We start from the raw sequence: 24489 nt of genomic DNA on the forward strand, positions 1-24489 counted from the left end.
CTCGGCTCAGCCGGTGGGTTGCGGGCGGCGCCGCGGGGCGGGGGTCCGCCGCGGCTTCGCGGGCGCGCGCCGGGCGGGCCTGGGGGGCTCCGCGGCCTCCGGCGGCTCGGCGGGCTGCGACGACTCGGCGGGCTGCGACGGCTGCGGCGGCTCCGGCGGCTCCGGCGGCTTGTAGGCCGCGATGAGGGCGCGCAGCTCCGCGGCGATGGCCTCGGCCAGCTCGGGGACCTCGGGAACGTGGTCGTAGTCGCCGGTCACGCCGAAGGTGAGCTGGTCGCAGTAGGTGAAGATGGACACGCCGGTGCGCAGCCGGGTCGCGATGGGCACGTACGGAAGGATCTCCAGCGTGCGGCGGCCGAGCAGGTAGAGCGGCTTGCGCGGGCCGGGGACGTTCGTGGTGACGGTGATGACGTTGCGCTGCGGCAGGTGCGCGGCCAGCCGCACCCCCCAGTTGACCGGCGGGAACGGCTCGTGCCTGGCGAGCGCGGTCATCGCCTCGCCGGCCTGCGCCTCCATGCCGGCCTTCAGCTCGGCCAGGTGGTCGTGGACGGCGCGCAGCCGTTCGACGGGGTCGGCGAGGTGCACGGGCAGGAACGCGAGCATGAGCGAGATGCGGTTCTCGTAGATGCCCTCCTCGCCGCGGGCCCGCACCGACACCGGCACGAGCGTGCGCACGGCGTGCGGGTCCGGCTCCTCGCCGCGGCCCAGCAGCAGCGTGCGGAAGCCGCCCGCGATCGCGGCCAGCACCAGGTCGTTGAGGCTGACGCCGGCCCGCTTCCTGGCCTCCAGCGCCTCGGGGAGCGCGGCGCGGGCGACGGCGTACCTGCGCTGCCTGCCGATCGGGCCGGTCAGCGTCGAGGCGACCGCGGGCCACAGCGCGCCGGCCAGGCCGGCCAGCCCGCGCGCGGTCTCGGCGACCCGCCGGGCGGTCTCCTTCGGCTCGCGCAGCGCCCGGCCGACCATGCGGACCTGCTCGACCGGGTTGAGCGCGAGGTCGCGCAGCGCGCCGCCGAGCAGGCTCAGCGTGGACGGCGCCGGGACCGGCCGCCAGTCGTCGGGCGGCATGGGGCCGCTGCCCTCGGGCGACTCGTCGAAGACGACGTAGTAGAGGTGGGTGCCGGAGACGCCGTCCACCATGCAGTGGTGCACCTTGGACACCAGCGCCCACCGGCCGCCGGCCAGCCCTTCGAGCACCCAGTACTCCCAGAGCGGCCGGTCGCGGTCCAGGCGCTGGGACATGATGTCGGCGATGCGCGCGCACAGCGCGGCGTCGTCGCCGGGCGCGACCAGCCGTTCCCTGCGGACGTGGTATTCGAGGTCGAAAGCGGGGTCGTCCACCCAGAGCGGCGAGCCGAGGTCGAACGGCAGCTCCTTGAGCTTCTGGCGGTAGCGCGGCACCAGCGGCAGCCGCGACCGGATGGCGGCCAGGAACTCCTCGTGGGTGGGCGGCGGCCCCTCGAGGACGGCGACGGAGGAGATCGCCAGGGACACCTCCGGCTCCTCGTCCTCGAGGTCCAGGAACGCCGCGTCGAGCGGGCTGAGATGGTCGGTCATGGCGATCTCCACGGTCCTGATGCGGATGTCGCCTTCAGCCTCGGACGAGCGGTTCCGCCCGGACAGGGCACTTCGTCACGGGCTGGTCGCCGTTGGACCTGGTGTGCCGCCGGAGAGCGCGTGCGTGGCGGCGGCGACCGCGGCGGCGGCCTTGGGCGCGGCCAGCCAGCGCAGCACCTCGGCGGCGGTCTCGCGCGGGGCCTCCATCTGCGGGACGTGCCCGACGCCGGGCAGCACGACCAGGTCCCACCAGGGGTGGCTCCTGACCAGCGCCCGGGACGCGGCGGCCGGCACCAGCCGGTCCCGCTCGCCGTGGACGACCAGCGCGGGCGCGCGCACCGCCCGGATCGCCCGGCGGTAGGCCGAGCCCGGCATGCCGCCCGCGGTGCGGACGACGGAGCGGGCGGCGTGCACGAAGTCGCGTTCGACGTGCGTCAGCCCGAGCTCGCCGCGGCGGCGGGTCAGCTCGATGTGCTCGTGCACGACCTCGGGCGGCACCTTGGCCGGGTCGGCGCAGATCAGCCGCAGGATCAGCGGGACGACCGTCTCGGCGGGCAGCGCCCGGCGGCGCGCCATCATCGCCGTCCCGAACCACGGCGCCGTGTACACCATGAACACCGCCGCCACCAGCGGGTCCGGCAGCGCCGGCACGAACGCGGCGGCCGGGTCCAGCAGCACCAGCCCCGACACCGCGCGCGGGCACAGGCCCGCCTCGATGAGGGAGATCATGCCGCCCATGGAGTTGCCCATGAGGATCACCGGCTCGCCCGGCACCCGCTCGATGAAGCGGTGCAGCAGCTCCCGGTTCGCCGGCACGGTGGTGGGGCGGCCGAGCGCCTGGGTGAGGCCGTGCCCGGCCAGGTCCGGCGCGATCAGCCGGCACGTCCCGGTCAGGAGGGGGGCGACGGCGATCCAGTTCAGCGCCGAGCCGCCGAGGCCGTGCACCGCGACGACGACGGGGCCGGCCTCAGGGCCGCCGAAGTCGAGATAGTGGAGGGGGCCGGCGAGATCGGCCCACCGGCTCGTCCCCGGCCTGCCCGGCGCGGGCGGGCGGCCGTTCTCCCTCGTCGCCGACATCTGCTCCCCCTTCGCGCCCGCTGCCTTCGTGGACGGCCTCCTCGGGCGGGAGGCCGGGTGCGGCCCCGGGGACGGCGAACGCCTGGACGGCGCGGAGCAGCCGCACCGCAGCCTGCAGGTCGCGGTGGGCCTCCAGCATCCGTCCGGCCGCCGTCGCGAACCTGACGAGGAACTCCTCGTCGTGGTCGTCGAAGTCGCCGCCCGCCACCCACAGCGACGCCTGGTGCCGGGTGTTCAGCGGGACGGGCACGCTGAGCACGCGGAACCGCACGGCGTCCAGGCGCACCGGGTCGCCGCCGGCGGCCAGGGCGGCGAGCGCGTCCCCCGACTCCAGCCACCTGAGCACGCCGAGCGGGTCGCCGGGAGGGGTCCGCACGTGCAGCGAATGAGCCACGCCCCGGACCGCGTCCACCTCCACCAGGCCCGCGTGGTCGGCGCCGCAGATCTCGGCCGCGACGCCGACCAGGCCGTCGATGAGCTGCTCCGCGTCGTGCGCGGCGAGGACGTCGGTCAGGGCACGCAGCCCGGGCGCGGTCAGGCGCGGCGGTGCTACCGGATCCGTGATGCCCATGGGTTCTCACCCCGGCTCCTGAGTGGACACCCCCCATGGTTCGGCAGGGGCGGCGGAGCCGGTAAGGGTCCTTCGCCCCAAGATCCGGGGGACTTCCGTACGAGCCCGCCCGCTGCGCCCCGGACTGACCGGTCAGGGACGCCGGCGGGCCTTGATGACGTAGTCGACGTGGGTGCCGGGCGTGCCGTCCGGGGCGGGGCGCTCGCGGGTGAACTCCTCGCAGGTCAGCACCTCCCACTCGGGCTCGCCCAGCTTCACGGCGTCGAGGACGTCGCCCGGCGTCGGGAAGGCCGTCTCGACCGGCGGCTCGTCCTGCATCCAGGACGGCCACCCCAGGTGCCCGGTGATCAGCAGTACCCCGCCGGGGACGACGGCCGCGGCGGCGGCGCGCAGGATCTCCTCGCGGGGCAGCTCCACCGGCGAGTGCAGGTAGCTGGCGGACACCAGGTCGTAGGAGCCCGCGGGGAAGGACTCGGCCAGGTCGTGCCGCTGCCACTCCACGAGGCCGGCGACGCCCGCCCGGACGGCCTCCTCGGCGGCGCGGTCGAGGGCCACCTGGGAGATGTCGGCGGCGGTCACCCGCCAGCCGCGCGCGGCCAGCCAGATCGCGTCGGCGCCTTCGCCGCAGCCCAGGTCGAGGGCGCGGCCAGGAGCCAGGCCGGTCACCTCGCGGACGAGGGCCAGGTTGGGGTTGCCGCTCCAGATGCGCGTCTGCTCGCCGTAGCGGCCGTTCCAGAACTCCTCGGCCGACATCCCCTCCGGCACCTCGAAAGCACCCTGCCCGTGCCCGTGCCCGTGCCCTTGACCGCCGTGCCCGTGGCCTTCCGCGTCGCCGTCGCCGTCACCGGCGCTGCCGGGGCCTTCGGAGCGGCCACCACCGCCGTGCCCCCCTCGGCCACCGTGACCACCGCTGTCGTGCTGGTGCACGTCGTGCTGCGGTGAGCGGCCGCTCCCCAGGGGCTCGTCCTGATGGCCGGCGGCGGCGCGGTGGGCGGCGACGGCGCGGCGGCTCTCCTGCTCGATCAGGTCCGCGTTGATGGCCGCCGCCGCCCGCACCGCGCCCGCCGCCGCGGCGATGACCTGGTCGGCCACGCTGGCGGCGTTGCCGGCCACCCACACCCCCGGCACCCGGGTCGCGCCCGTGGCGTCGGCGGGCACGTGGGTGCCGATGACGTGCCCGGCCATGACCAGTTCCTCGGTCTCCAGCCCGAGGCCGGGCAGCAGGTCGGCGCGCGCGTTCATCCGGGTGCCGACGGCGAGCGCCTCGCACGCGACGACCTCTCCCCCGGCCAGCCGCACCCCGGTCAGCCGGTCGCCGGTGATCTCCAGGCCGGACACCCGCTCCTCGACCACGCGCACGCCGCGCGCGGCCAGCTTCTCGCGCTGCTCCTCGTCCGGACGGGGTCCGTCGTGCAGGACGAACGTCACGCGGTCGCTCCACTGCCGCCACAGCAGCGCCTGGTGCACCCCGAGCGGCCCGGTCGACAGCACCGCGATGGGCCGGTCGCGCACCTCCCACCCGTGGCAGTACGGGCAGTGCAGCACGTCCCTGCCCCACCGTTCGGCCAGCCCCGGCACGTCGGGCAGCTCGTCCACCAGCCCGGTGGCCAGCAGCAGCCGCTCGGCCACGACCGCGGAGCCGTCGGCCAGCGTCACCCGGAACGGTCCGGGGTCCTCGCCGCCGAGGCGTTCCGCGGCCACCACGGTGCCGGTGACGATCTCGCCGCCGTACCCGGCGACCTCCTCGCGGCCGGTGGCCAGCAGCTCGTGGGGCGGCGTCCCCTCCCTGGTCAGGAAGGCGTGCACGCCCTGGGCGGGCGCGTTGCGCGGGCGGCCCGCGTCCACGACGAGCACCTTGCGGCGGGCCCGTCCCAGGGTCAGCGCCCCGCTCAGCCCGGCGGCCCCGCCGCCCACCACCACCACGTCGTACTTCGCGTTCACAGGTGTGTCTCCTTCCGCATCGCTTCGATGCGCCACTGTCCGGGATGGAGCGACGAGTTGACAAATGTCGTTGCCAAAGCGGCAAAGCGCATCTCCGGCCGGTGATCACGGAGACGCACGACCTGACCACGCAGGGGCCGCGCCGTCGAGGAGAGTGTCAGGGTGGCGGCGTCGCGAAAGCCCAGCCAGGAGCACATTTGTGATCATTGTGCGGACGCGGTTGATCTTGCCGTTGTAATCTTCCTCCGGCCATCAGGAACCCCAACGAGATCGAGGGACCAGCTCGTGATCCGACGCCCCAGGGCAGCACTGTTAACCGCAACGGCCGTCCTCCTCGCCACCGCCCTCGCGCAGCCCGCCGCCGCGGACGACACCGGCACCAGGCCGGCCGTCGTGCGGCCGGTCTCGGGCGTCAGCCCGCTGCCCGCCGGCTGCGGCGGCACCCCGCCCGACGGCTACGTCCTCAACCCCAACACCGAGGTCCTGCCCGCGCTCGCGGTGGACCCGAGGCGCCCCCAGCACCTGGTCACCGTGTTCCAGCAGGACCGCTGGAACCGGTACGGCAGCAACGGCGCGGTCACCGCCGTGTCGGAGGACCGCGGCCTGACCTGGAAGACCTCCGCCGGCCTGCCGGCCTTCTCGCGCTGCAACGGCGGCACGGCCGCCAACGGCGGCGACTACGACGTCACGACCGACCACTGGGTCACCATCACGCCGTCGGGCGCGGCGGTGGCGGCGTCGCTGTCGATGTCCCGGGCCGGCGACGTGACGGCCATCCTGGTGTCCAGGTCCGGCGACGGCGGCCGCACCTGGGACGCGCCGGTCACCCTCCAGCGCGACGACAACGTGCGCTTCTTCAACGACCGCCCGAGCGTCACCGCCGACCCCTACCGGCCGGGCGTCGTCTACGCAGTCTGGGACCGCATCGACGACCAGTCCACCGACACGGCCCCGAACTGGGTCCAGCCGGTCTACCTGGCGAAGTCGACCGACGACGGGCGTACGTGGAGCACGAGCAAGGTGTTCGACGTGCCGGCCAACAGCGGCGTCATCGGCACCCAGCTCGTGGCGCTGCCGGACGGCACGCTGCTGATCGGCATGCACCACGAGACGACCGACGAGGGCTTCACCCAGGTCATCCGCTCCACGGACGGCGGCCGGACCTGGTCCGCGCCGACCCTGAACGTGCCCGCCCCGATGGCGGTGGGCCCGCGCATCCCCGACCCGGACAACTCGGGCGACCCCATCAGGAACGCCGCCCTGCCGCTGCTGGCGGCCCAGCCGGGCACCCGCGTGGTCAACGCCACCTGGCCGAGCCAGGACGCCGACGGCACCTTCCACGTGGCCTACTCGCGTTCGGCGGACGGCGGGCGCACCTGGTCCGCCCCGATCCGGGTGGACAGGACGCCCACCGGCTCGGCCGCCGTACCGGCTGTCGCCGTGTCCCGTACGGGCACCGTGGCGGTCACGTACTACGACTTCCGCAACAACACCGCCGACCCCGGCCTGCCGACGGACGTGTGGGCCGTGACCTGCGCGAGCGACTGCACGCAGGCCGGGTCGTGGCGCGAGCAGCACCTCGAGGGCCCGTTCGACGCCCGCCAGGTCCCCCTGACCAGCGTGGGACGCCTGCTCGGCGACTACACCGGCCTGGTCTCGACCGGTGACGCCTTCACCGCCGTGTACGGCGTGACCACCGGCGACGCCGCGAACCCCGTGGACCTGCACAGCGCCATCTTCACCCGCTGAGCGACCGGCCACCCGGCGGCGGGGTCCCCGGCCCCGCCGGAACCCCGCCGCCCCGGCCGTCCTGGGAACCCCGCCGCCGGCCACCCTCACGCGCCGGCCGCCCTAGGACGCCCTGGTGTGCCACCAGCCGCGCGTGCACGACCACCTGCCCGCGGCCTTCACGCACGCCCGGAACTTGCGGCCGCCCGGGTCGTCCACCGCGAACGACGTGGCGCTGCGCCCGCCCCTGCCCACGACCGCGTGGCAGGCGTGATAGGTGCGGCCGCCGTCGTCGGTCCAGTCGATGGAGACCCGGTCGCCGGCGCGCAGGCCCGTGCCGTACGCCCACCACACGTCGCGGCCCCGGTAGACGCCGCCGGCCGCGTACAGGTGCACCGCGCCGCGGCGTCCCCGCGCCCCTGCCATCCGCTCCCAGGTGCTCCTCGGCACCTGGCGCGTCACCCGCAGCCGCGCGCCGCACGAGTAGTTGATCGGCCCCGCGGCCTCGGCCCGCGACACCTGCCGGGCGTCCTGCCGCGCGGCGGCGCCGGCGGGCGGGACAACGGTCAGGACACCGCCGGCCACCATCGCGGCGACGGCCAGAACTCGCAAGTCACGCATGTGCTCCCCCTCTGGTGCGGAATCTCGTTGCCCGAACGGTAGGAGCGGCCGCGTTGAGAAGGTGTTGAGCCCCCGTTGACCCGCCCCCCGGCCGCCCGCCGGTCCGCCACGATGCTGCCGCTGTCCGTGCACCTCGACTGCCGGCCGGGCGTCACAGCAGTGATGCCGGAAACTCTCCGTGGAAGGCGGTCTCCATGAGCAGAGCACTGGTCACGCTTCTCCTGATCGCGGTGGCGCCTTTCGTCCTGGTCGGCGAGAACACCGCGCACCGGGACCCGCTCGCGATTCTGCGTTCCTGGGACGCTTTCCCGGTGCATGCGAGGCCGCGCCCGCTCGTCCTCCTGACCGGCCTCCCCATGGTGGAGAAATCGAGGAAGGTCGTCACTCGCGTGCGACTCGCGACGGACCTGCCCCGTGGCGCCCGGATGACAGCCGAGGTCGCATTACCCGATGGGGCCGTCACGTCACCGCTGACGTCCGCGACGGAGGCGTACGGGGCATTGAGCTCGCACATGGACGGGCGTCCCGCGCCGGCACAGGTGGGAGCGGTGATCGGGGCCGAAGGCGTGGTGCGCGCGTTCCCCTCGGACCGCGGTCTCGTGTCGTTGCCGGCTTGGCGGTTCGCCCTGGCCGAGGGCGGGGCGTTGATATGGCCGGCCCTTCCTGCGCGGTTCTTCTGGCGCCTCGGGGAGGTCGGCCCTTCGTCCGCGATCGTCAAGGCGGCCGCGAGTACCGGCAGTCCGGACGTCACGCTCTGGATGGGCGCCGGACGTTCCTGCGGCTCGGCCCCGGATGTTCGTCCGGAAATCTCGATCAGCGAGAGCGGCACGGCGGTGGTGATCCGACGGATCGCACATTCCGCACGGGACCGCGGCGATTGCATCGAGGCGGCTTATCTCGACGCTCGGCCCTACGTCTACCGGCTGAACCGCCCATTGGGAGACAGAGGGCTGCTCGATGACTCCGGGAACGTGGTGGTGGCCGGTGAGCGAGCCGCGGGAAGGCCCCGGGGGCGGCGGCAGGCGGTGGGCGCTGGTGGCAGGCTGTGGGTATGGAAGTGAACGACGTGCTGCAGGCGGTGGGGCCGCGGCTGCGGGCGCTGCGGCAGGAGCGCGGGGTGACGCTGACGGACCTGTCCAAGAGCACCGGCATCTCGGTCAGCACGCTGTCGCGGCTGGAGTCGGGGCAGCGCAAGCCGACCCTGGAGCTGCTGCTGCCGCTCGCCCGCGCCCACCAGGTGCAGCTCGACGAGCTGGTGGACGCGCCGGTGACCGGCGACCCGCGGGTGCACATGCGGCCGGTGAAGCGGCACGGCGTGACGTTCATCCCGCTGAGCCGGCGTCCCGGCGGGCTGCAGGCGATCAAGCAGATCTATCCGCCGGGGTGGCCGGGGTTCGAGCCGGAGCAGCAGGTCCACGAGGGGTATGAGTGGCTGTACGTGTTGTCGGGGCGGCTGCGGCTGCTGCTCGGGCCGCACGAGGTGCTGCTGAAGCCGGGCGAGGCGGCCGAGTTCGACACGCGCACCCCGCACGCCTTCACCGTGCCGGACGCCGAGCCGGCCGAGGTGCTGGCGCTGTTCGGGCCGCAGGGTGAGCGTATCCACGTGCGGGCCAGGCCCGCCGCCAAGTGAGCCGTCCGCGGCGCACCGGCCCCCTGACCGGCCGCGAACCGGCCCCGTGGTGGCCGCCGAGCGCCTAAAGTCCCAGTGCGGAGCGACCTTGGACTCTGCCTGGAAGGATCCCGCCGGGAGCAAGGTGGTGCGATGGAGCGTGTGGCGTGGTGGGTGCGCAGGCACCGGTTCGACGGCAATCCGCTGCGGCGGCGTACGGACCGTTTGGAGAGCGCCGGGATGCTGGTGGCCCTGCTGCTGGTGCTGCTGAGCGTGTGGCCGGCGGTGGCGGCGGGGCGGCAGGCGTACGCGTCGGGGGCGCAGCCGGCCGGGCGGGCGCGGGCGACCGCGACGCTGCTGACCGACGTGCCCGTCGTGGACCTGTCGTTCGGGGTGGTCGTCGCGGGTGAGAGCGCCACGGCGCGGTGGACGACGCCCGCCGGCGAGCGGCGCACCGGGCCGGTGCGCGCGCCCGTCCTGGCCAAGGCCGGGACGCCGGTGCCGATCTGGCTCGGCCCCGACGGATGGCCAGCGCCGGCGCCGCCGCGACCCGCGGAGCTGAGGGCGTCGTCGGTCGTGACGGGGATCCTCGTCTGGATCGTGGCGGCGGTGCTCGTGAGTACGGCGTTCGCCGGGTTCGGGTGGCTGCTCGACCAGCGGCGTCACCGCGCCTGGGACGCGGCCTGGGCCGCCCACGCCGACGCCCGCCGCGCCCCCTGACGCGTCAGCGGCGTCAGCGGCGTCAGCGGGCGTCGTCCGGCGCGCGACCCTGACGCGTCAGCGGGTGTCGTCCGTGGCGAAGCCGTCCAGTTCGTGGCGCTCCTCAGAGGGGAGAAGCTCCTGGAAGACGGTGATGTGCAGGCCGCCGGGGGCGTCGAGGCGGGCGTTCAGCGACTGCCACGGGGTGACGGTGGGCGGCGCCACCTCCGTCGCGCCGGCCGCGACCAGGCGCTCGGTCGTGCCGCGCGAGTCGTCCACCTCGAACGCCACCCGCAGCTTGGGCGCGACCTGGCGGCCCACCTCCACGTCGTCGATCATCTTCTTCTGCGCCGGGTTGGCGATCTCCAACGTGGCCCGGCCGGCGTCCAGGATCGCGACCCGGGCGTCGTCCCCGGTGGAGAACGCGGCCTCCTCCGGCAGCCCCAGGACGTCCCGGTAGAAGGCCAGCGCGGCCTCGTAGTCCTCGGCCTCGACCACCAGGCGAAGCTGGCGGACCCTGCCCTGGCCGGCTGCGTGCGTGCTCAATGCGCGCTCCTCTCATCAGCGTGACGGGTTCCCCTGCGGCAACCCGCCGGGTCCGCCCGATCATTCCGCCCCGCCCGGGCGGGCCGCCTTCTGCTCATTCTGACAACGGCGGGGGAACCGCGGTCTCCCGCGCGAACGTCAAGTGAGCAACAGAGGTATTCCGGCGATTTTCCGTCAAGGAGGCGCCATGAACGGGGTTTTCTACACGGTGGCGGTCGCGCTCTTCGCGCTGGTCGTGTTGACGGCGGCCGCGGCGCGGGCAGGGCTGTTCCGGGCCCGCTCCGTCCGCGGGCGGGAGGCGGAGCAGCCGCTCGGCGTGTACGAGGCGGCGTACCTGGCGGGCGGCCCCCGCCGGGTCGTCAACACCGCCCTGGTCTCGCTCGTCGGGCAGGGCGGGGTGCGGGTGTCGGGCGAAGGGGTGGTCACGCCCGTCCAGGGGTTCCGGGCCGCCAAGGGGCGGCCGGTCGAGCGGGCCGTGCTCAAGTACGTCCGGGCGGCCCCTGGCGGGCTGACGACGGCCCAGGTACGGCACGGCGTGGCGGCCGACCACGCGATGACGCGGCTCGCCACGCCGCTGTGGCGGCAGGGCCTGCTGATGGCGCCGGGCGCGCGGAGCCGGGCCCGGCGGCGGGCGAACGCCGTGTACGTCCTCGCTCTGCTGGCGGTGCCGGTGGTGATCGTCGAGGCGCTGGCCCGGGGGCCGCTGGGGGCCGTGCTGGTCGCGGTGGCGGTGGTGCCGGCCGGGTTCGCGTGCTTCTTCTGGCTGCGCCGCGCCCTGGCCGACCCGGTCACCCAGGCGGGCCGGGCGGCGCTGGAGCGGGCCGGCGCGCGCAGCCCCGCCAACGGCGACGGGGCGGACGGCGCGCGGGCGGACCGGGAACCGGCGGACGGGGAGCCGGCGGACGGGGCGTGGTCGGCGTCGGACGACGTCCGCGTGGTGGCGCTGCACGGCACGGACCGGCTGCCCGACCGGCGGCTGGCCGACACCCTGCGGCTGGACACCCGGGTCAGGAACCGCAGGGTCGCCGCGTGCTGCGCGCCCGGGCACGGCGGGTCGCACGACGGGTCGTACGGGGGGTCGTACGGGGGGTCGTACGGGGGCTCCCCCGTGTTGTTCCCGATCGGCGGCGACGCGGCCACGGGCGACGCCGGCTCGGGGGGCGGCGGGTTCTTCGACTTCGGCGGCCTGTTCGGCGGCGGCGGCGCCGACTACGGCGGAGGCAGCTTCGGCGGCGGCGACACAGGGGGCGGGCACACCGGTGGCGGGCACTCCGGCTGCGGCGGCGGTGGCGGTGGGCACTCCGGCTGCGGAGGAGGAGGCTGCGGCGGGGGCGGCATCTGAGCGCCCGCGCGGGTAGCGGTGGTCAGCCGCGGCCGTAGCGGTCCTCGGCGCGCCAGAAGTACCAGAACCCGCCGGCCAGCGCGGCCACCGCCCAGCACAGGCACGACAGCCACACCAGCTCGGGCGGCGTGTGCCGGCTGATGAGCAGGTCGCGCATGAACTCGATGTAGGACGCCGCCGGGTTCAGGTACATCACCGTCGCCACCCACTCGGGGAAGCCCGCGCTCTTGACGACCTTGTCGTGGATGACGAAGAACACCCCCGACGCGTACAGCCAGGTGCGCATGACGAACGGCAGGAGCTGGTTGAGGTCCCGCATGGACGCCCCCACCCGGGCCATGACCAGCCCCGCCCCGACGTTGAACATGGTCTGCAGCACCAGCACCACCGGGATCACCAGCCAGAACCAGGTGATCGGCTCCCCGGTGATCAGCACGATCACCAGCAGCACGCCCATGGAGACGGCGAGCTGCTGCAGCTCCTGGATCGCGTACGCCAGCGGCAGCGACGCCCGCGGGAAGTGCAGCGCCCGGATGAGCGACAGGTTCCCCGAGACGGACTTGGCCCCGGCGGTGACGGTGCGCTGCGTGTAGGTGAACACGAACATGCCGGTCAGCAGGAACGCCGGGTAGTTGCGCACCCCGTGGCTGCCGCCCAGGATGAGCCCGAACATGACGTAGTAGATGGCCGCGTTGAGCAGCGGCGTGAGCACCTGCCACAGCTGCCCCAGCGCCGAACCGGAGTACTTCGAGACGTTGCGCGAGGTCGCGTAGGTCAGGATGAAGTGCCGCCGCTGCCAGAGCTGGCGCAGGTACACCGTGAGGCTCGGCCGCGCGACGGCGGGGCGCAGCCCGTGGCGCCTGGCGAGCTCGGCGAGCGAACCCGGCGCAGGCCCGGGGGCCGCGTCGTCCACGTCGTCCGCGCGGCTGTCTTCCACGTCGCTCATGACACCTCCGTGCGGGCCGGGGCCGGGCGGGTGTTGCTAGGGCGCGACGGTCACGGCCGTGACGGCGAAGCGCTCCACCGAGGCGACGTGCCCGCCGGTCGAGGCGACGACGGTCAGCACCGTCCCGGGCACGGGGGTGAAGGTGACCTTGGCCGACCAGGGGGTCTTCTCGCCGCCCGCGCCGACGCAGCAGTGCTCGCCGAGCGCCTTGCCGCCGCCCGGGCGGCGCACCTGGACGCGGATGCTCTCGTCCACGCCGGTGATCCGGCCGGCGACGGTCATCGGGGAGCCGACGGAGGCCCCGTAGCGCGGGGTGGTGAGGGAGAAGGTGCTGTCGTCGGTGCCGACGACCTCCCAGGGGGCGTCCGCGCCCGGGCCGTAGCGCACCAGGTGGACGACGGCCGCGACGAGCGGGCGCGAGCCCTCCTCCGTGGCCATGCCGACGTGCACCCGGGCGTGGACGCCGTCGCGCACGGTCTTGACGGCGCGGTCGATCTCGGTGAAGCCCAGGTGGTCGCGGGCGAAGCGGACCGCGGTGCGGGCCGGGTCGAGGTGCCAGGCGTCGCGGCCGTCGGCGCGGTTGGCCCTCGACCAGCCGGCCGCCTCCGCCTGGGTGCGGAACGGCCACAGCGGCTGGTAACGCCCGGCGACCAGGTCGCGGCCCCGCGGCGCGGGCTCAGGGGTGCCCGGCGGCGAGCCGGACGATTCAGGCGGCGATGCGGGCGACGGGGACGATGCGGGCGACGAGGGCGATGCGGGCGACGGGGACGACGAGGGCGACGGGGGCGGGCCGGCCGCGGACGGCGTGGCGGAGGGCGACTCCGGGCGCGGCTCGCCGCCGCAGCCCGCCGCGGCCACCCCCAGCGCGATCAGCAGGACCATGGCGCGCCCGGTACGTGCTGTCATGTCGGTGCCTCCTGGGAGGTGGGAGTTCACGCCTGCCGTCTGGGTCTACCCCTGGTCACGCTCGGTCAGGCCTGGTTCCCGGCCGGTACCACGGCGACCGGGCACGGCGCGTTCTCCAGCGCCGCCGCGGCCCCCTGCCGGCCGGTGACGACGAGCGTCGGGTGCCGGTCGCCCTGCTCGGCGCGCACCTCGACGCCGGGGTGCGCGGCCCGCCAGGCGGCGGTGTCGCCGGCGGCGACCAGGGTGAGCTGCCGCAGCGCGGCCTCGTGGGCGGCGAAGTCCAGCACGGCGGGTACGGGCGTGCCGCCGGCGACGAGGACCGGGCCGGGTTCGGCGGCGGCGGGCAGCGGGCCGGGGCCGCGCACCACGACGACCGGGCACTCGGCGTGGGCGGCGACGTACCCGGCCACCGACCCGACCACGGCCTTCGGCAGGCCGCTGAGCCCGCGGGTGCCGACCACGATCAGCTCGGCCCCGGCCGACAGCTCGGTCAGCCGCCGGGCGGGCGGCCCCTCGTACAGGTCGGTCTCGACGCGCACGCCGGAGCTGGTGGAGCGGGCGCACTCGGCGCCGTGCCACAGCACGTGCTCGGCCGCCTTGCGCAGATGGGCCTTGGCCTCCTCCTCGGCCTCCCCGTACGGCCACTGCCAGGCGTGCGTGAGCACCAGCGGCAGCTTGCGGAGCTCCGCCTCGTCCAGCGCCCAGTCCATGGCCTGCATGGCGAAGTCGGAGCCGTCGTAGCCGAGCACGATCGCGTTCATGTCAGTGAGCTCCTGTCAGCCGGCGGCGGAAGACCCAGTAGGTCCAGGCCTGATACCCCAGGACCACGGGGGTGAAAATGGCGGCCACCCAGGTCATGACCGTCAGCGTGTACGGCGAGGAGGCGGCGTTGGTCACGGTGAGGCTGTTGGCGGGGTCGAGGGCGGGCAGCACGTTGGGCCACATGCTGGAGAACAGGGTGGCGACGAACGCCGCGACGGCCACGGCGCTGCCGGCGAAGGCCCACCCGTCGCGCCCGCGCACGGCGGCGACCAGCGTCACGGCCAGCCCGAGCGCGGCCACGCCGACGGCCGCCCAGGACGGGGTGCCGGCCCGCGCCATGAGCAGGAACGCCAGGACCACGGCGACGGTCGCCGGGGCGAGCGCCGCGGCGATCCTGGTGGCGCGGGCGCGCAGCTCCCCGGTGGTGCGCAGGGCCAGGAAGACCGCGCCGTGCTGGGTGCACAGCATCAGCGTGGCCAGGCCGCCGAGCAGCGCGAACGGGTTGAGCAGGGTGAGCAGGCTCCCGGTGTACTCGTGGTCGGCGTCGAGCGGCACGCCGCGCACCATGTTGGCGAAGGCGACGCCCCACAGCAGCGCCGGGCCGAGCGAGCCCCAGAAGAACGCGCGGTCCCAGCCCCGGGTGCGCTCGCTCTTGCCGCGGTACTCGAGGGCCACGCCGCGCACGATCAGCGCCAGCAGGATGAGGAACAGCGGCAGGTAGAAGCCGCTGAAGAGGGTGGCGTACCACTCGGGGAAGGCGGCGAAGGTGGCGCCGCCGGCGACCAGCAGCCACACCTCGTTGCCGTCCCAGACGGGCCCGATCGTCGCGACGACGGTGCGCCGCTCGCCGTCGGTGCGGCCGAGGACGGGCAGCAGGATGCCGACGCCGAAGTCGAAGCCCTCCAGGACGAAGTAGCCGGTCCACAGCACGGCGATGAGCAAGAACCAGAGGGTCGTGAGTTCCATGGCCGGTCGATCCTTAGTACGAGAGGGCGGGCACGGGGGCTTCGGGTTCGATCTCCTCCTGCGCGCCGCGTTTGATGAACTTGATCAGCAGCCGCACCTCGATGACCGCGAGGACCGCGTACACGAGGGTGAAGCCGGCCAGCGTGATCGCGACGGAGGGGACGTCGGCGCCGGGCGAGACGGCCGCGGCGGTGCGCATGAGGCTGAACACCGTCCACGGCTGCCGGCCCATCTCGGTGAAGATCCAGCCGAGGGAGTTGGCGAGGAACGGCAGCCCGATGCCGAGCATGGCGAGCCGGTAGGCCCACCGGCCGGCGGGGAGCCGGCCGCGCCGGGTGAGCCAGAGCCCGGCCGCGGCCAGCAGCGCGGCCAGCGCGCCGAAGCCGATCATCAGGCGGAACGACCAGTACGCCAGCCCGACGACCGGCCGGTAGTCGCCGGGGCCGTACAGGGCCTGGTAACGGGCCTGGATGTCGTTGATGCCCTCGACCTTGCCGTCGGTGGTGTTGGTGGCGAGGAGGCTGAGGCCGTACGGGATCTGCAGGTTGACGTGGTTGCGGCCGTTCTCGACGTCGCCGACGGCGAACAGCGAGAACCCGGCGGAGCTCTCGTCCTCCCACAGCGCCTCGGCGGCGGCCATCTTCATCGGCTGCTGCTCGGTCATGATCTGCGCCTGCCAGTGCCCGGACAGGGAGACGCCGACGGCGGCGGCCAGGCTGACGGCCAGGGCGAGGCGGGCGGCGGGGCGGAAGACGTCCACCTCGCGCCGGCGCAGCAGGAACCAGGCGCTGACGCCGAGCACGAACGCGCCCGCGGTGAGGAACGCGCCGAACAGCACGTGCGGGAACGTGACGAGGGTGGTGGGGTTGGTCAGGACGGCCCCGATGTCGGTCAGCTCGGCCCGCCCGTTGTTGATCCGGTAGCCGACGGGGTGCTGCATCCAGGAGTTGGCCGCGAGGATGAAGTACGCCGACAGGTTCGTGCCGAGCGCGGCCAGCCAGATCGTCGCCAGGTGCACCTTCTTCGGCAGCTTGTCCCAGCCGAAGATCCACAGCCCGAGGAACGTGGACTCCAGGAAGAAGGCGAGCAGTCCCTCCATGGCGAGCGGCGCGCCGAACACGTCCCCGACGAAGCGGGAGTAGTCACTCCAGTTCATCCCGAACTGGAACTCCTGCACGATGCCGGTCACCACGCCCATCGCGAAGTTGATGAGGAACAGCCGCCCCCAGAACCGGGTCAGGCGCAGGTACTCCTGCTTGCCGGTGCGGTACCAGGCGGTCTGCAGCCCGGCCACGATCACCGACAGGCCGATGGTGAGCGGCACGAACAGGAAGTGGTACACGGTCGTGATCCCGAACTGCCATCGGGAGAGGTCGAGGACGTCCATGCGTTTCAGCGTCTTGCACGGTCAGGGGCTCGCCCTAGGGGCCGGTGGCCCTGCGGCGCGGGACCTTGGTCCTCTCCCTCCGGGACCTCCGGCGGCCGCTTCCGGCGGCCGCCCGCGCCGCACCCGCTCTGATCAGGCGTCCGATCGTTCGGGGGCGTCGCCGGCGGTCACGTCGCAGACGACGTCGACGACGCCCTCCACGGCCCGGGCGCGCTCGGCCGCCTCGGCGGCCTGCTCGTCGCCGGCCACCTGGCCGGTGATCCGCACCACGCCCCGCTCCACCTCGAACGCCAGCGTCCCGAGGCCGCCCAGCGCCCGCGCCAGGTCGGCCGCCAGCTCCTCGGGCGGCCGGGCGAAGACCCGCAGCACGTCCTCCTGCAGCAGCGTCCCCACGAGCCGGCCGGAGTCCGGATCGACCACCGGAAGCTGCCTGACCCGCAGCCCGTGCATGAGCCGGGCCGCCTCGCGGACGGGCGTGTCCGGGGTGACGGTCACCGCCGGGGACGTCATGAGGCCGGCCGCCGTCGTCCCCGCCGCCTTGTCCCGCTCCCGCCGCCACCTGCGCGCGGCCGCCACGGACGCGCCGGCCGCCGCCGGGCCGCTCTCCTTCAGCAGCAGGTCGTCCTCCGAGACCACGCCGACCGGGCGTCGCCCGTCGTCGATGACGGTCACCGCGCCCACCCCGTAGTAGCCCATCGCGGCCACGATGTCGGCGAAGGGCGTGTGCTCCCGCACGGCGATGGCGACAGGCCCCATCACCTGCCTGACCTGGATCGTCATGGCTCACCACCTCCCGTCTCCGACGCTCTCCCCTGCGGGAGGCGGGCGGGCAGCGGCGAAGGTCCCGAACCGGACGGCCGGAAGTCCCTCAGGGCACGCGCGAGGGGCGGGGCCGCCGACCCCGCCCCCCGTTCACCCGAGGGGTCACCTCAGGCGCTGGGCCGTCTCCACCAGGCGGTTGGCGTAACCCCACTCGTTGTCGTACCAGCCGAACACCTTCACCAGGTCGCCGTCGGCCTGCGTGAGCGAGGAGTCGAACACGCAGGAGGAGGCGTCGCCGACGATGTCGCGCGAGACCAGCGGGTCGGTGCTGTAGCGCAGGATGCCGTGCAGGTCGCCGGCCGCCGCGTCGGCGAAGGCCTGCTTGACCTCCTCGGCGGTGGCCGGGCGGGCGAGCTGGGCGGCCAGGTCGGTGATCGAGCCGTCCTCGACCGGCACCCGGATCGCGATGCCGTCCAGGCGGCCGGCCAGCTCGGGCAGCACCTGGCCGACCATGCGGGCCGCGCCGGTGGTGGTGGGCACGATGTTGACCGCCGCCGACCGGGCCCGGCGCAGGTCCTTGTGCGGCGCGTCGAGCAGCATCTGGTCGCCGGTGTAGGCGTGGATGGTGGTCATGAAGCCGCGCACGAGGCCGAAGCTGCGATGCAGCACCTTGACCATCGGGGCCACGCAGTTCGTGGTGCACGACGCCAGCGAGATGATCTCGTGCCGGTCGGGGTCGAACGTCTCGTCGTTCACGCCGGGCACGATGGTGGCGTCCAGGCCCTTGCCGGGGGCCGACAGCAGCACGCGGCGGGCCCCGCCCTTCAGGTGGGCGGCCAGCGCCTCGCGGGTGCGGAAGCGGCCGGTGGCGTCGATGACCAGCTCGACGCCGTGCGCCCGCCAGTCGATCTCCGCCGGGTCCTTCACGGCGGTGACGGCGATGACCTTGCCGTTCACCTCCAGGGAGGTGGGGGTGGAGGAGACGGGCAGGTCGAGGGGGCCGTAGGTGGAGTCGTGCTTGAGGAGGTGGGCCAGCGTGGCGGCGTCCGTGATGTCGTTGATCGCGACGATCTCCAGCGCCGGGTCCGGTCCGGTGCGCAGCGCGCGGCGCAGGACGGCCCTGCCGATCCTGCCGAACCCGTTGATTCCGATTCTCATGCCGTCATCGTCCGCCGGGCCGCGGCCGCCGGTGCAGAGGCTTGAGTCCCCGCCGCCCGGGACCTTCGGCTCGTCCCCCGGACGGAAGCACCCGCCGCGGCGGGCGGCAGCGGGCGGCCGGTCCGCGCGGGTGGAGGCTCCGTCTCGCGACGGGGGACGGTTGGCGCCCTGCCTGCCACCGCCGCCGGCTCCGGCCCGGGACCCGGCCGCCCTCGCGGGGACGGCCGCTGCCTGCCTCGGCGGGTGTCCGGTCTCATGCTCGCGCGCGGCCGGCCGCCCCGCCCAGAGCCGGAGGCCCCGGGCGGGGCGGGACCTTCGTCCCGGGAAAGCCGCCCCGGGACGAGCGCTTCTCAGAGCAGGTCGGTGACGGGCCGGCGGACCGCCTCGGCGTCGTCGAAGGTGATCCCGAGCCGCATGACCATCTGCGGGTACGCGCCGGCGCACAGCTCGTGGCGCAGGAACTCGCGCAGGTGGTACATCTCCAGCGCCTGGGTGTGGAAGGCCGCCGACACGCCGTGCGCGCTGGCCTGCAGCAGCACCCGCTGGAGCGCCTGCCCGGCGATCAGCCAGTCCTCCCTGGCGTCGCCCGGGGTGGTCAGCAACGTCACCACCCCGGGCGAGGTCGAGCCGCTCTGGTCGGCCGGGCCGCCCCACTCGTGCCGCCAGGCGTAGTCGCGCTGGGCGAAGGCGGGCTCGGTGCGCGGCTCGTCGCGCGGGTAGGCCCCGGCGGGCACGCCGTCCTTGCGGGTGCTGCCCGGCGGGCGGGCCCAGCGCACGACCTCCAGGTTGTAGCGCCGGTCCTGGCTCTGCACGACCTGCGCGGCCTGGGTCAGCGCGGCGAGCGCCGCGACGGCGTGCGGGCCCACCGGCAGCAGCCGGGCGCCCTCTTCGGCGGCGGTCCTGACCAGCGCGTCCACCAGCCGGGCCGGGACTTGCAGGGTGGTGAACCCGGCCCGGTGCGTGCGCCGCCGCTCGATCTCGCCGCCCAGCACCCAGGTGTGCTCGTCGGCGTCGGCCTCCGCGCCGGGCCGCACGAGGGCCAGCAGCGACGGGCGGTCCGGGTCGGGCAGGACGCGCACGACGGGCTCGAAGCCCTCGCAGCGGATCGCGGTGCGCATGTTGAACAGGGCCGCGCCGCAGCTGATCACCAGCTCGCGGCCGGCCGCGTCGCCGACGCGCAGCTTGCGCTCGGTGTCGGCGCGCAGGCTGATCTCGTCGCCGGACACGGCGAACGACCAGGGCTGCGTGTTGTGCACCGATGGTGCCCAGCGCGCCGCCTCCAGCGCGGCTTCCACGGCCTTCTTCGCCGTACGGGTGCTCATGTTCTCCACCTCCAGCGGACGATGAGGCCAGCCCATCACGGGGAACGGCGGCGAATGAGGGCCGAAGGTCCCCTCCGGTTAGAGGCGTCGGGCCCCGCGCCGGGCGTGGGACCTTCGGCGGCGCCCGCAGGGCCGTCCGGCACTGCCGTCCGGCCCTGGGGGTCCGGGAACGTCGCAGGTGGGAGGTGCGTCATGTCCATCTCAACCGCCGCCGACCTCGGCACCAGGCGCCTGCTGTCCGCCGCCGGCCAGGCGCCGTCCATCCTGAACACCCAGCCGTGGCGGTTCGACGTGGTCACCCGCGAGTTCGTCGAGCTGTACGCCGACCCCGACCGCCGGCTGCGGGTGAGCGACCCGCGCGGCCGTTCCCTGCACGTGAGCTGCGGGGCGGCGCTGTTCAACCTGCGGCTGGCGATGCGGGTGTCCGGGCAGCGGCCGATGGTGTGGCTGCTGCCGGAGCCGGACGACGAGCCGGGGCTGCTCGCGGCCGTGCGCGCGGGCGGCCCGCTGCCGGTGACGCAGGAGCAGCGCGAGCTGTACGACCTCATCCCGGTGCGGCGCACCAGCCGCCTGCCGTTCACGGCGCGGCCGGTGCCGCTCGCGGTGATGGCCGAGCTGCGCATCGCCGCCTCCCGCGAAGGGGCGACCCTGCTGCCGCTGAGCCGGGCGGCGGCGGCCGACCTGCTCGACTACGCCGCCATCGCCGAGGACGAGCTGACCCGCGACCACGCCTACCAGGCGGAGCTGGCGGCCTGGACGATGGCCGGCGCCCGCTTCGACGGCGTGCCCGCCTACGCGCACGGCCCCCGGCCGCTGCGCGACCCGTCCCCGGTCAGGGACTTCGGGCGGCGCTCGTACCAGGCGCGTTTCGAGGAGCGCCCGCAGCTCGCGGTGCTCAGCACGCCCGGCGACCGGCCGCTGGACTGGCTGCGGGCCGGGCAGGCGCTGCAGCGGGTGCTGCTGGTGGCGGCCCGGCACGGCCTGTCGGCGTCGTTCCTCAACCAGCCGCTGGACCTGCGCGACATGCGCCGCCGCCGCGACCCGCACCACCGGCGCGGCCACCCCCAGATGATCATCAGGTTCGGGTACGGCCCGTACGTGGCCCGCGCCCCGCGCCGCCCCGCGGCGGAACTGGAGACCCCCCATGAGTGAGGGCTACGACGTCCTGCTGCGCGACGGCGGCATCGCGCACGTCCGCCACCTGTCCCCCGGCGACCGGCAGGCACTGCACGACCTGGTCACCCGATCCTCGGAACGCTCGGCCTACCTGCGCTTCTTCACCGGCGGCCGGAACACCGCCCACCGCTACATGGACCGCATCACCGGCCCCGGCTACCGCGGCCACGCGCTGGTGGCGACCGTGCACGGCCGGCTGGTGGCCGTCGCCGAGTACATCCCGATCGACGAGGGCAGCGCCGACCTGGCCATCCTCATCGACGACGAGATGCACGGCCACGGGCTCGGCACGCTCATGCTGGAGCACGTCGCGCTGGACGCGGCCGCCCACGGCGTGCACGAGCTGGTCGCCGACGTGCTGACCGAGAACCGGCCGATGATCCGGGTGCTGCGCGACCTCGGCCTGGAGGTGACGCAGCACTTCGAGGGCGGCACGCTGCACGTCGGCATCCGCGCCGAGCCGTCGGCGGGCCTGGCGGCGCAGATCGCCGGCCGTGACCACGTGGCCGAGCGGGCGTCGCTGGCCCGGGTGCTCGCGCCCCGCTCGGTCGCGGTGATCGGCGCGAGCCGCGACCCGGACGCCGTCGGCCACAAGGTGCTGCGCAACCTCCTCGACGGCGGCTTCCCCGGCGCCGTCCACCCGGTCAACCCGCGCGCCACGGAGGTGGCGGGGCTGCCCTGCGTGCCCCGCGTCCCGGACGGCGTGGACCTCGCGGTCGTGGCGGTGCCCGCCGCGCGGGTGCTGGAGGTGGCGCGCGACTGCGCGGACGCGGGCGTGGCCGGGCTGGTGGTGCTCAGCAGCGGCTTCGCCGAGACCGGCGACCGGGAGAGCGAGGCGGAGCTGCTGAAGGTCTGCCGCACCGCCGGGATGCGCCTGATCGGCCCCAACTGCCTCGGCGTCGTCAACACCGGCGCCCGGCTGAACGCCAGCTTCCTGCCGCACTCCCCCGTCGCGGGGCGCGTCGCGCTGCTGTCGCAGTCGGGCGCGGTCGGCGCGGCGCTGCTGGAGCGGCTGGACGTCTCCTCGTTCGTCTCGGTCGGCAACAAGGCCGACGTCAGCGGCAACGACCTGCTGGAGTACTGGGAGGACGACGCCGGCACGGACGTGATCGCGCTGTACCTGGAGTCGTTCGGCAACCCGCGCAAGTTCGCCCGCATCGCCCGCCGGGTCGGCCGGCGCAAGCCGGTGCTGCTGGTCAAGAGCGGCCGCAGCCAGGCCGGCGGCCGGGCGGTGCGCTCGCACACCGCCGCCGCCGCCACCCCCGACGTGGCCGTGGACGCGCTGGTGCGGGCCTCCGGCGTGATCCGGCTGGACAGCGTGCACGACCTCATCGACACCGCCAAGCTGCTGGCCGGCCAGCCGCTCCCGGCCGGCGGCCGGGTGGCGATCGTCGGCAACTCCGGCGGGCCGGAGGCGATGGCGGCCGACGCCTGCGAGCTGGCCGGGCTGAGCGTGCCCGAGCTGCCGCCCGGGCTGCTGGGCGGGCGTGCCGCACAGAACGGGCGCGCCGCACGGAACCGTGCCGCACAGAACGGACAGGGCGGACAGCGCGGACAGGGCGGACAAGGCGGCCGGCCAGGGGCGGCGCTCGGCAACCCGATCGACCTGACCGCGGACGCCACCGCCGCCGAGCTCGGCGAGGCGGTGCGCACGTTGTCGGCCGCGCCCGAGGTGGACGCCGTGCTCATCGTCTACACCCCGCCGTTCGGCTCGGGCCTGGCCGAGACACAGGAGGCCGTCGCCGACGCCGCGAAGGGCTCGGCCAAGACGGTGCTGGCCTGCACGGTCGGCCTCGACGGCCTCATCGGCGGGCGGGTGCCCGCCTACGCCTTCCCCGAGCAGGCCGTCGCCGCGCTGGCCGCCGCCGTGCGCTACGCCCGCTGGCGCGAGCGCCCGGAACGGCCGCCGGCGACGCCGCCCGCGGTGGACGCCGGGAGCGCGCGCCGGCTGGTGGACCTGGAGCTGGAGGAGCACCCGGACGGCTGCTGGCTGTCCCCCGCCGCCACCGCCAGGCTGCTGCGCGCCTACGGGATCAGCCTGGCCGAGTCGATCGGCGTGGACGCGCCGGAGAGCGCCGCCGAGGCCGCCATGTACGTCGGCCTGCCCGCCGTGCTGAAGGCGGTCGGCCCGGTGCACAAGAGCGACGTCGGCGGCGTGCGGCTCGGCCTGCAGACGCAGGCGGCGGTGCGGCAGGCGTACAAGGAGATGGCCGGGCGGCTGGGCGGTGAGATGACCGGCGCGCTCGTGCAGCGGATGGTGCCCGGCGGCGTCGAGATCATCGTCGGCGGCGTCAATTACCCGGTGTTCGGGCCGCTGGTCATGGTCGGCATGGGCGGCGTCACCGCCGACCTGCTCGCCGACCGGGCCTTCCGGGCCGCGCCGGTCGCCGACCCGGAGGAGATGATCGCCGAGCTGCGCTGCGCGCCCCTGCTGCACGGCTACCGCGGCTCCCCGCCGGTGAACGCGGCGGCGCTGGCCGAGCAGATCTCCCGCGTCAGCGCGCTGCTGGACGACCTGCCCGAGGTGGCCGAGCTGGACCTCAACCCGGTGATCGTCACGCCGCTCGCGGCGGCCGTGGTGGACGCCAGGATCCGGCTGGCGCCCTGCGAGCCGCCGCCCTCCCCGCTGCTCCGGCACCTGCGCTGACCAAGGACCGGCCGCGTCGGGACTTCCGTCCCTACTTCCCCGCCGCCCCGCGCGTTGTGATGGAGGCGACCCCCAAGGAGGCAGGCATGCGAATGACCGTCGCGGACGTGATGACCACCAAGGTCGTGTCCGTCACCGCAGGAACCCCGTTCAAGGACATCGCCCAGACGCTCATCGAGCACGGCATCAGCGCCGTCCCGGTCATCGACGACGACCGTCACGTGGTCGGCATGGTGTCCGAGGCCGACCTGCTGCGCAAGGAGGAGTTCCGGGAGGAGTTCTACCGCGAGGGCTACCGTCCCCCGCTGCGCGCCCGGCTGCGGCACCCCAAGGGCCGGCAGAAGGCCGACGGCGACACCGCCGGCGAGCTGATGACCAGCCCGGCCATCACCATCACCGGCGCGTCCTCGGCCGTCTCGGCCGCGCGGCTCATGGACGCCCACGACATCAAGCGGCTGGCCGTGGTGGACCACAACGGCCGCCTCACCGGCATCGTCAGCCGCCGCGACCTCGTCAAGGTGTTCCTGCGCCCCGATGAGGAGATCGCCGCGGAGGTCCGCGACGAGGTGCTGGACCAGGCCCTCTGGGTGGACACCAAGGGCGTCAACGTCGAGGTCGGCCAGGGCGTCGTCACGCTCACCGGCTGGATGGACCGCCGCACCGAGGCGGCCATCGCGGTGCGCATGACCGGGCGGGTCAACGGCGTGGTCGGCGTGATCGACAAGCTGACCTGGAAGCAGGACGACACGACCTGGGAGGCCAAGTAGCG

General features: G+C 74.7%; 22 protein-coding genes. 8 read left to right on the top strand and 14 right to left on the bottom strand.

Annotation, left to right across the window (positions count from 1 at the left end; genetic code table 11):
• Window positions 1-6 precede the first annotated feature (6 nt).
• The 4 genes from MF672_RS19150 to MF672_RS19165 all read right to left on the bottom strand — a co-directional run bounded on the left by MF672_RS19150 (window position 7) and on the right by MF672_RS19165 (window position 5143).
• The gene (locus tag MF672_RS19150; protein ID WP_242376571.1) at window positions 7-1554 is read right to left on the bottom strand and encodes a WS/DGAT/MGAT family O-acyltransferase; all 1548 of its coding nucleotides are present in this window, start codon (window positions 1552-1554) and stop codon (window positions 7-9) included.
• Between the two features lie 75 nt (window positions 1555-1629).
• Window positions 1630-2631, bottom strand: coding sequence for an alpha/beta fold hydrolase (locus MF672_RS19155; RefSeq protein WP_242376572.1), 1002 nt, complete (start codon window positions 2629-2631; stop codon window positions 1630-1632).
• Window positions 2522-3202 carry a hypothetical protein gene (locus tag MF672_RS19160; protein WP_242376573.1) on the bottom strand — a complete coding sequence of 227 codons (681 nt, stop codon included), beginning with the start codon at window positions 3200-3202 and terminating at the stop codon, window positions 2522-2524. Before MF672_RS19160 ends, MF672_RS19155 begins: the two co-directional genes overlap by 110 nt.
• 132 nt (window positions 3203-3334) lie before the next feature.
• A complete protein-coding gene (locus MF672_RS19165; RefSeq protein ID WP_242376574.1) occupies window positions 3335-5143 on the bottom strand; it encodes an FAD-dependent oxidoreductase in 1809 nt (602 codons plus the stop codon).
• Between the two features lie 285 nt (window positions 5144-5428).
• Between MF672_RS19165 and MF672_RS19170 the strand changes: the two genes are divergently transcribed.
• A complete protein-coding gene (locus MF672_RS19170; RefSeq protein WP_242376576.1) occupies window positions 5429-6892 on the top strand; it encodes a sialidase family protein in 1464 nt (487 codons plus the stop codon).
• 102 nt (window positions 6893-6994) lie between these two features.
• Here the strand turns inward: MF672_RS19170 and MF672_RS19175 are convergent, their stop codons facing one another.
• Window positions 6995-7492 carry a hypothetical protein gene (locus MF672_RS19175; protein WP_242376577.1) on the bottom strand — a complete coding sequence of 166 codons (498 nt, stop codon included), beginning with the start codon at window positions 7490-7492 and terminating at the stop codon, window positions 6995-6997.
• A 194-nt stretch (window positions 7493-7686) separates the two neighbouring features.
• On the opposite strand from MF672_RS19175, the gene MF672_RS19180 reads away from it, so the two are divergent.
• From MF672_RS19180 to MF672_RS19190, 3 genes are all read left to right on the top strand, one after another.
• Window positions 7687-8553 carry a hypothetical protein gene (locus MF672_RS19180; RefSeq protein WP_242376578.1) on the top strand — a complete coding sequence of 289 codons (867 nt, stop codon included), beginning with the start codon at window positions 7687-7689 and terminating at the stop codon, window positions 8551-8553.
• Complete coding sequence (locus tag MF672_RS19185) at window positions 8538-9122, top strand: helix-turn-helix domain-containing protein (RefSeq protein ID WP_242376579.1); 585 nt, start codon at window positions 8538-8540, stop codon at window positions 9120-9122. Before MF672_RS19180 ends, MF672_RS19185 begins: the two co-directional genes overlap by 16 nt.
• Window positions 9123-9254: 132 nt before the next feature.
• Window positions 9255-9821 (top strand): Rv1733c family protein, encoded by a 567-nt coding sequence (locus tag MF672_RS19190; RefSeq protein WP_242376580.1) that lies wholly within the window; start codon window positions 9255-9257, stop codon window positions 9819-9821.
• A gap of 57 nt (window positions 9822-9878) precedes the next feature.
• On the opposite strand, the gene MF672_RS19195 is transcribed toward MF672_RS19190, so the two are convergent.
• Window positions 9879-10346, bottom strand: a complete 468-nt coding sequence (locus MF672_RS19195) for a VOC family protein (protein ID WP_242376581.1) — start codon at window positions 10344-10346, stop codon at window positions 9879-9881.
• 187 nt (window positions 10347-10533) lie between these two features.
• Between MF672_RS19195 and MF672_RS51420 the strand changes: the two genes are divergently transcribed.
• Window positions 10534-11688 carry a TIGR04222 domain-containing membrane protein gene (locus tag MF672_RS51420; protein ID WP_302893233.1) on the top strand — a complete coding sequence of 385 codons (1155 nt, stop codon included), beginning with the start codon at window positions 10534-10536 and terminating at the stop codon, window positions 11686-11688.
• A gap of 22 nt (window positions 11689-11710) precedes the next feature.
• On the opposite strand, the gene MF672_RS19205 is transcribed toward MF672_RS51420, so the two are convergent.
• The 8 genes from MF672_RS19205 to MF672_RS19240 all read right to left on the bottom strand — a co-directional run bounded on the left by MF672_RS19205 (window position 11711) and on the right by MF672_RS19240 (window position 19897).
• Entirely contained in the window at window positions 11711-12634 is a 924-nt protein-coding gene (locus MF672_RS19205; RefSeq protein ID WP_242376582.1) for an ABC transporter permease, read from the bottom strand.
• A 36-nt stretch (window positions 12635-12670) separates the two neighbouring features.
• Window positions 12671-13540, bottom strand: coding sequence for a hypothetical protein (locus MF672_RS19210; RefSeq protein WP_242376583.1), 870 nt, complete (start codon window positions 13538-13540; stop codon window positions 12671-12673).
• Window positions 13541-13605: 65 nt separating this feature from the next.
• Window positions 13606-14301 (bottom strand): universal stress protein, encoded by a 696-nt coding sequence (locus MF672_RS19215; protein ID WP_242376584.1) that lies wholly within the window; start codon window positions 14299-14301, stop codon window positions 13606-13608.
• 1 nt (window position 14302) lies between these two features.
• On the bottom strand, window positions 14303-15268 hold the full coding sequence (cydB, locus tag MF672_RS19220) for a cytochrome d ubiquinol oxidase subunit II (RefSeq protein ID WP_242376585.1): 966 nt from the start codon (window positions 15266-15268) through the stop codon (window positions 14303-14305).
• Window positions 15269-15281: 13 nt separating this feature from the next.
• The gene (locus MF672_RS19225) at window positions 15282-16655 is read right to left on the bottom strand and encodes a cytochrome ubiquinol oxidase subunit I (RefSeq protein WP_242376586.1); all 1374 of its coding nucleotides are present in this window, start codon (window positions 16653-16655) and stop codon (window positions 15282-15284) included.
• A gap of 132 nt (window positions 16656-16787) precedes the next feature.
• Window positions 16788-17435: a CBS domain-containing protein gene (locus MF672_RS19230; protein WP_242376587.1), complete on the bottom strand. Its 648-nt coding sequence runs from the start codon at window positions 17433-17435 to the stop codon at window positions 16788-16790.
• A 144-nt stretch (window positions 17436-17579) separates the two neighbouring features.
• Entirely contained in the window at window positions 17580-18575 is a 996-nt protein-coding gene (gap, locus tag MF672_RS19235; RefSeq protein WP_242376588.1) for a type I glyceraldehyde-3-phosphate dehydrogenase, read from the bottom strand.
• 350 nt (window positions 18576-18925) lie between these two features.
• Window positions 18926-19897 (bottom strand): Acg family FMN-binding oxidoreductase, encoded by a 972-nt coding sequence (locus tag MF672_RS19240; protein ID WP_242376589.1) that lies wholly within the window; start codon window positions 19895-19897, stop codon window positions 18926-18928.
• A 192-nt stretch (window positions 19898-20089) separates the two neighbouring features.
• Between MF672_RS19240 and MF672_RS19245 the strand changes: the two genes are divergently transcribed.
• The 3 genes from MF672_RS19245 (at window position 20090) to MF672_RS19255 (ending at window position 24487) form a co-directional block, all read left to right on the top strand.
• Window positions 20090-21049 (top strand): Acg family FMN-binding oxidoreductase, encoded by a 960-nt coding sequence (locus MF672_RS19245; RefSeq protein ID WP_242376590.1) that lies wholly within the window; start codon window positions 20090-20092, stop codon window positions 21047-21049.
• Window positions 21042-23720, top strand: a complete 2679-nt coding sequence (locus MF672_RS19250) for a bifunctional acetate--CoA ligase family protein/GNAT family N-acetyltransferase (protein ID WP_242376591.1) — start codon at window positions 21042-21044, stop codon at window positions 23718-23720. The genes MF672_RS19245 and MF672_RS19250 overlap by 8 nt, the downstream gene beginning before the upstream one ends.
• An 86-nt stretch (window positions 23721-23806) precedes the next feature.
• Window positions 23807-24487 carry a CBS domain-containing protein gene (locus MF672_RS19255; RefSeq protein WP_242376592.1) on the top strand — a complete coding sequence of 227 codons (681 nt, stop codon included), beginning with the start codon at window positions 23807-23809 and terminating at the stop codon, window positions 24485-24487.
• Window positions 24488-24489: the final 2 nt, after the last annotated feature.

Origin of the sequence: Actinomadura luzonensis, from assembly GCF_022664455.2 — a bacterium.
GTDB lineage: Bacteria > Actinomycetota > Actinomycetes > Streptosporangiales > Streptosporangiaceae > Nonomuraea > Nonomuraea luzonensis.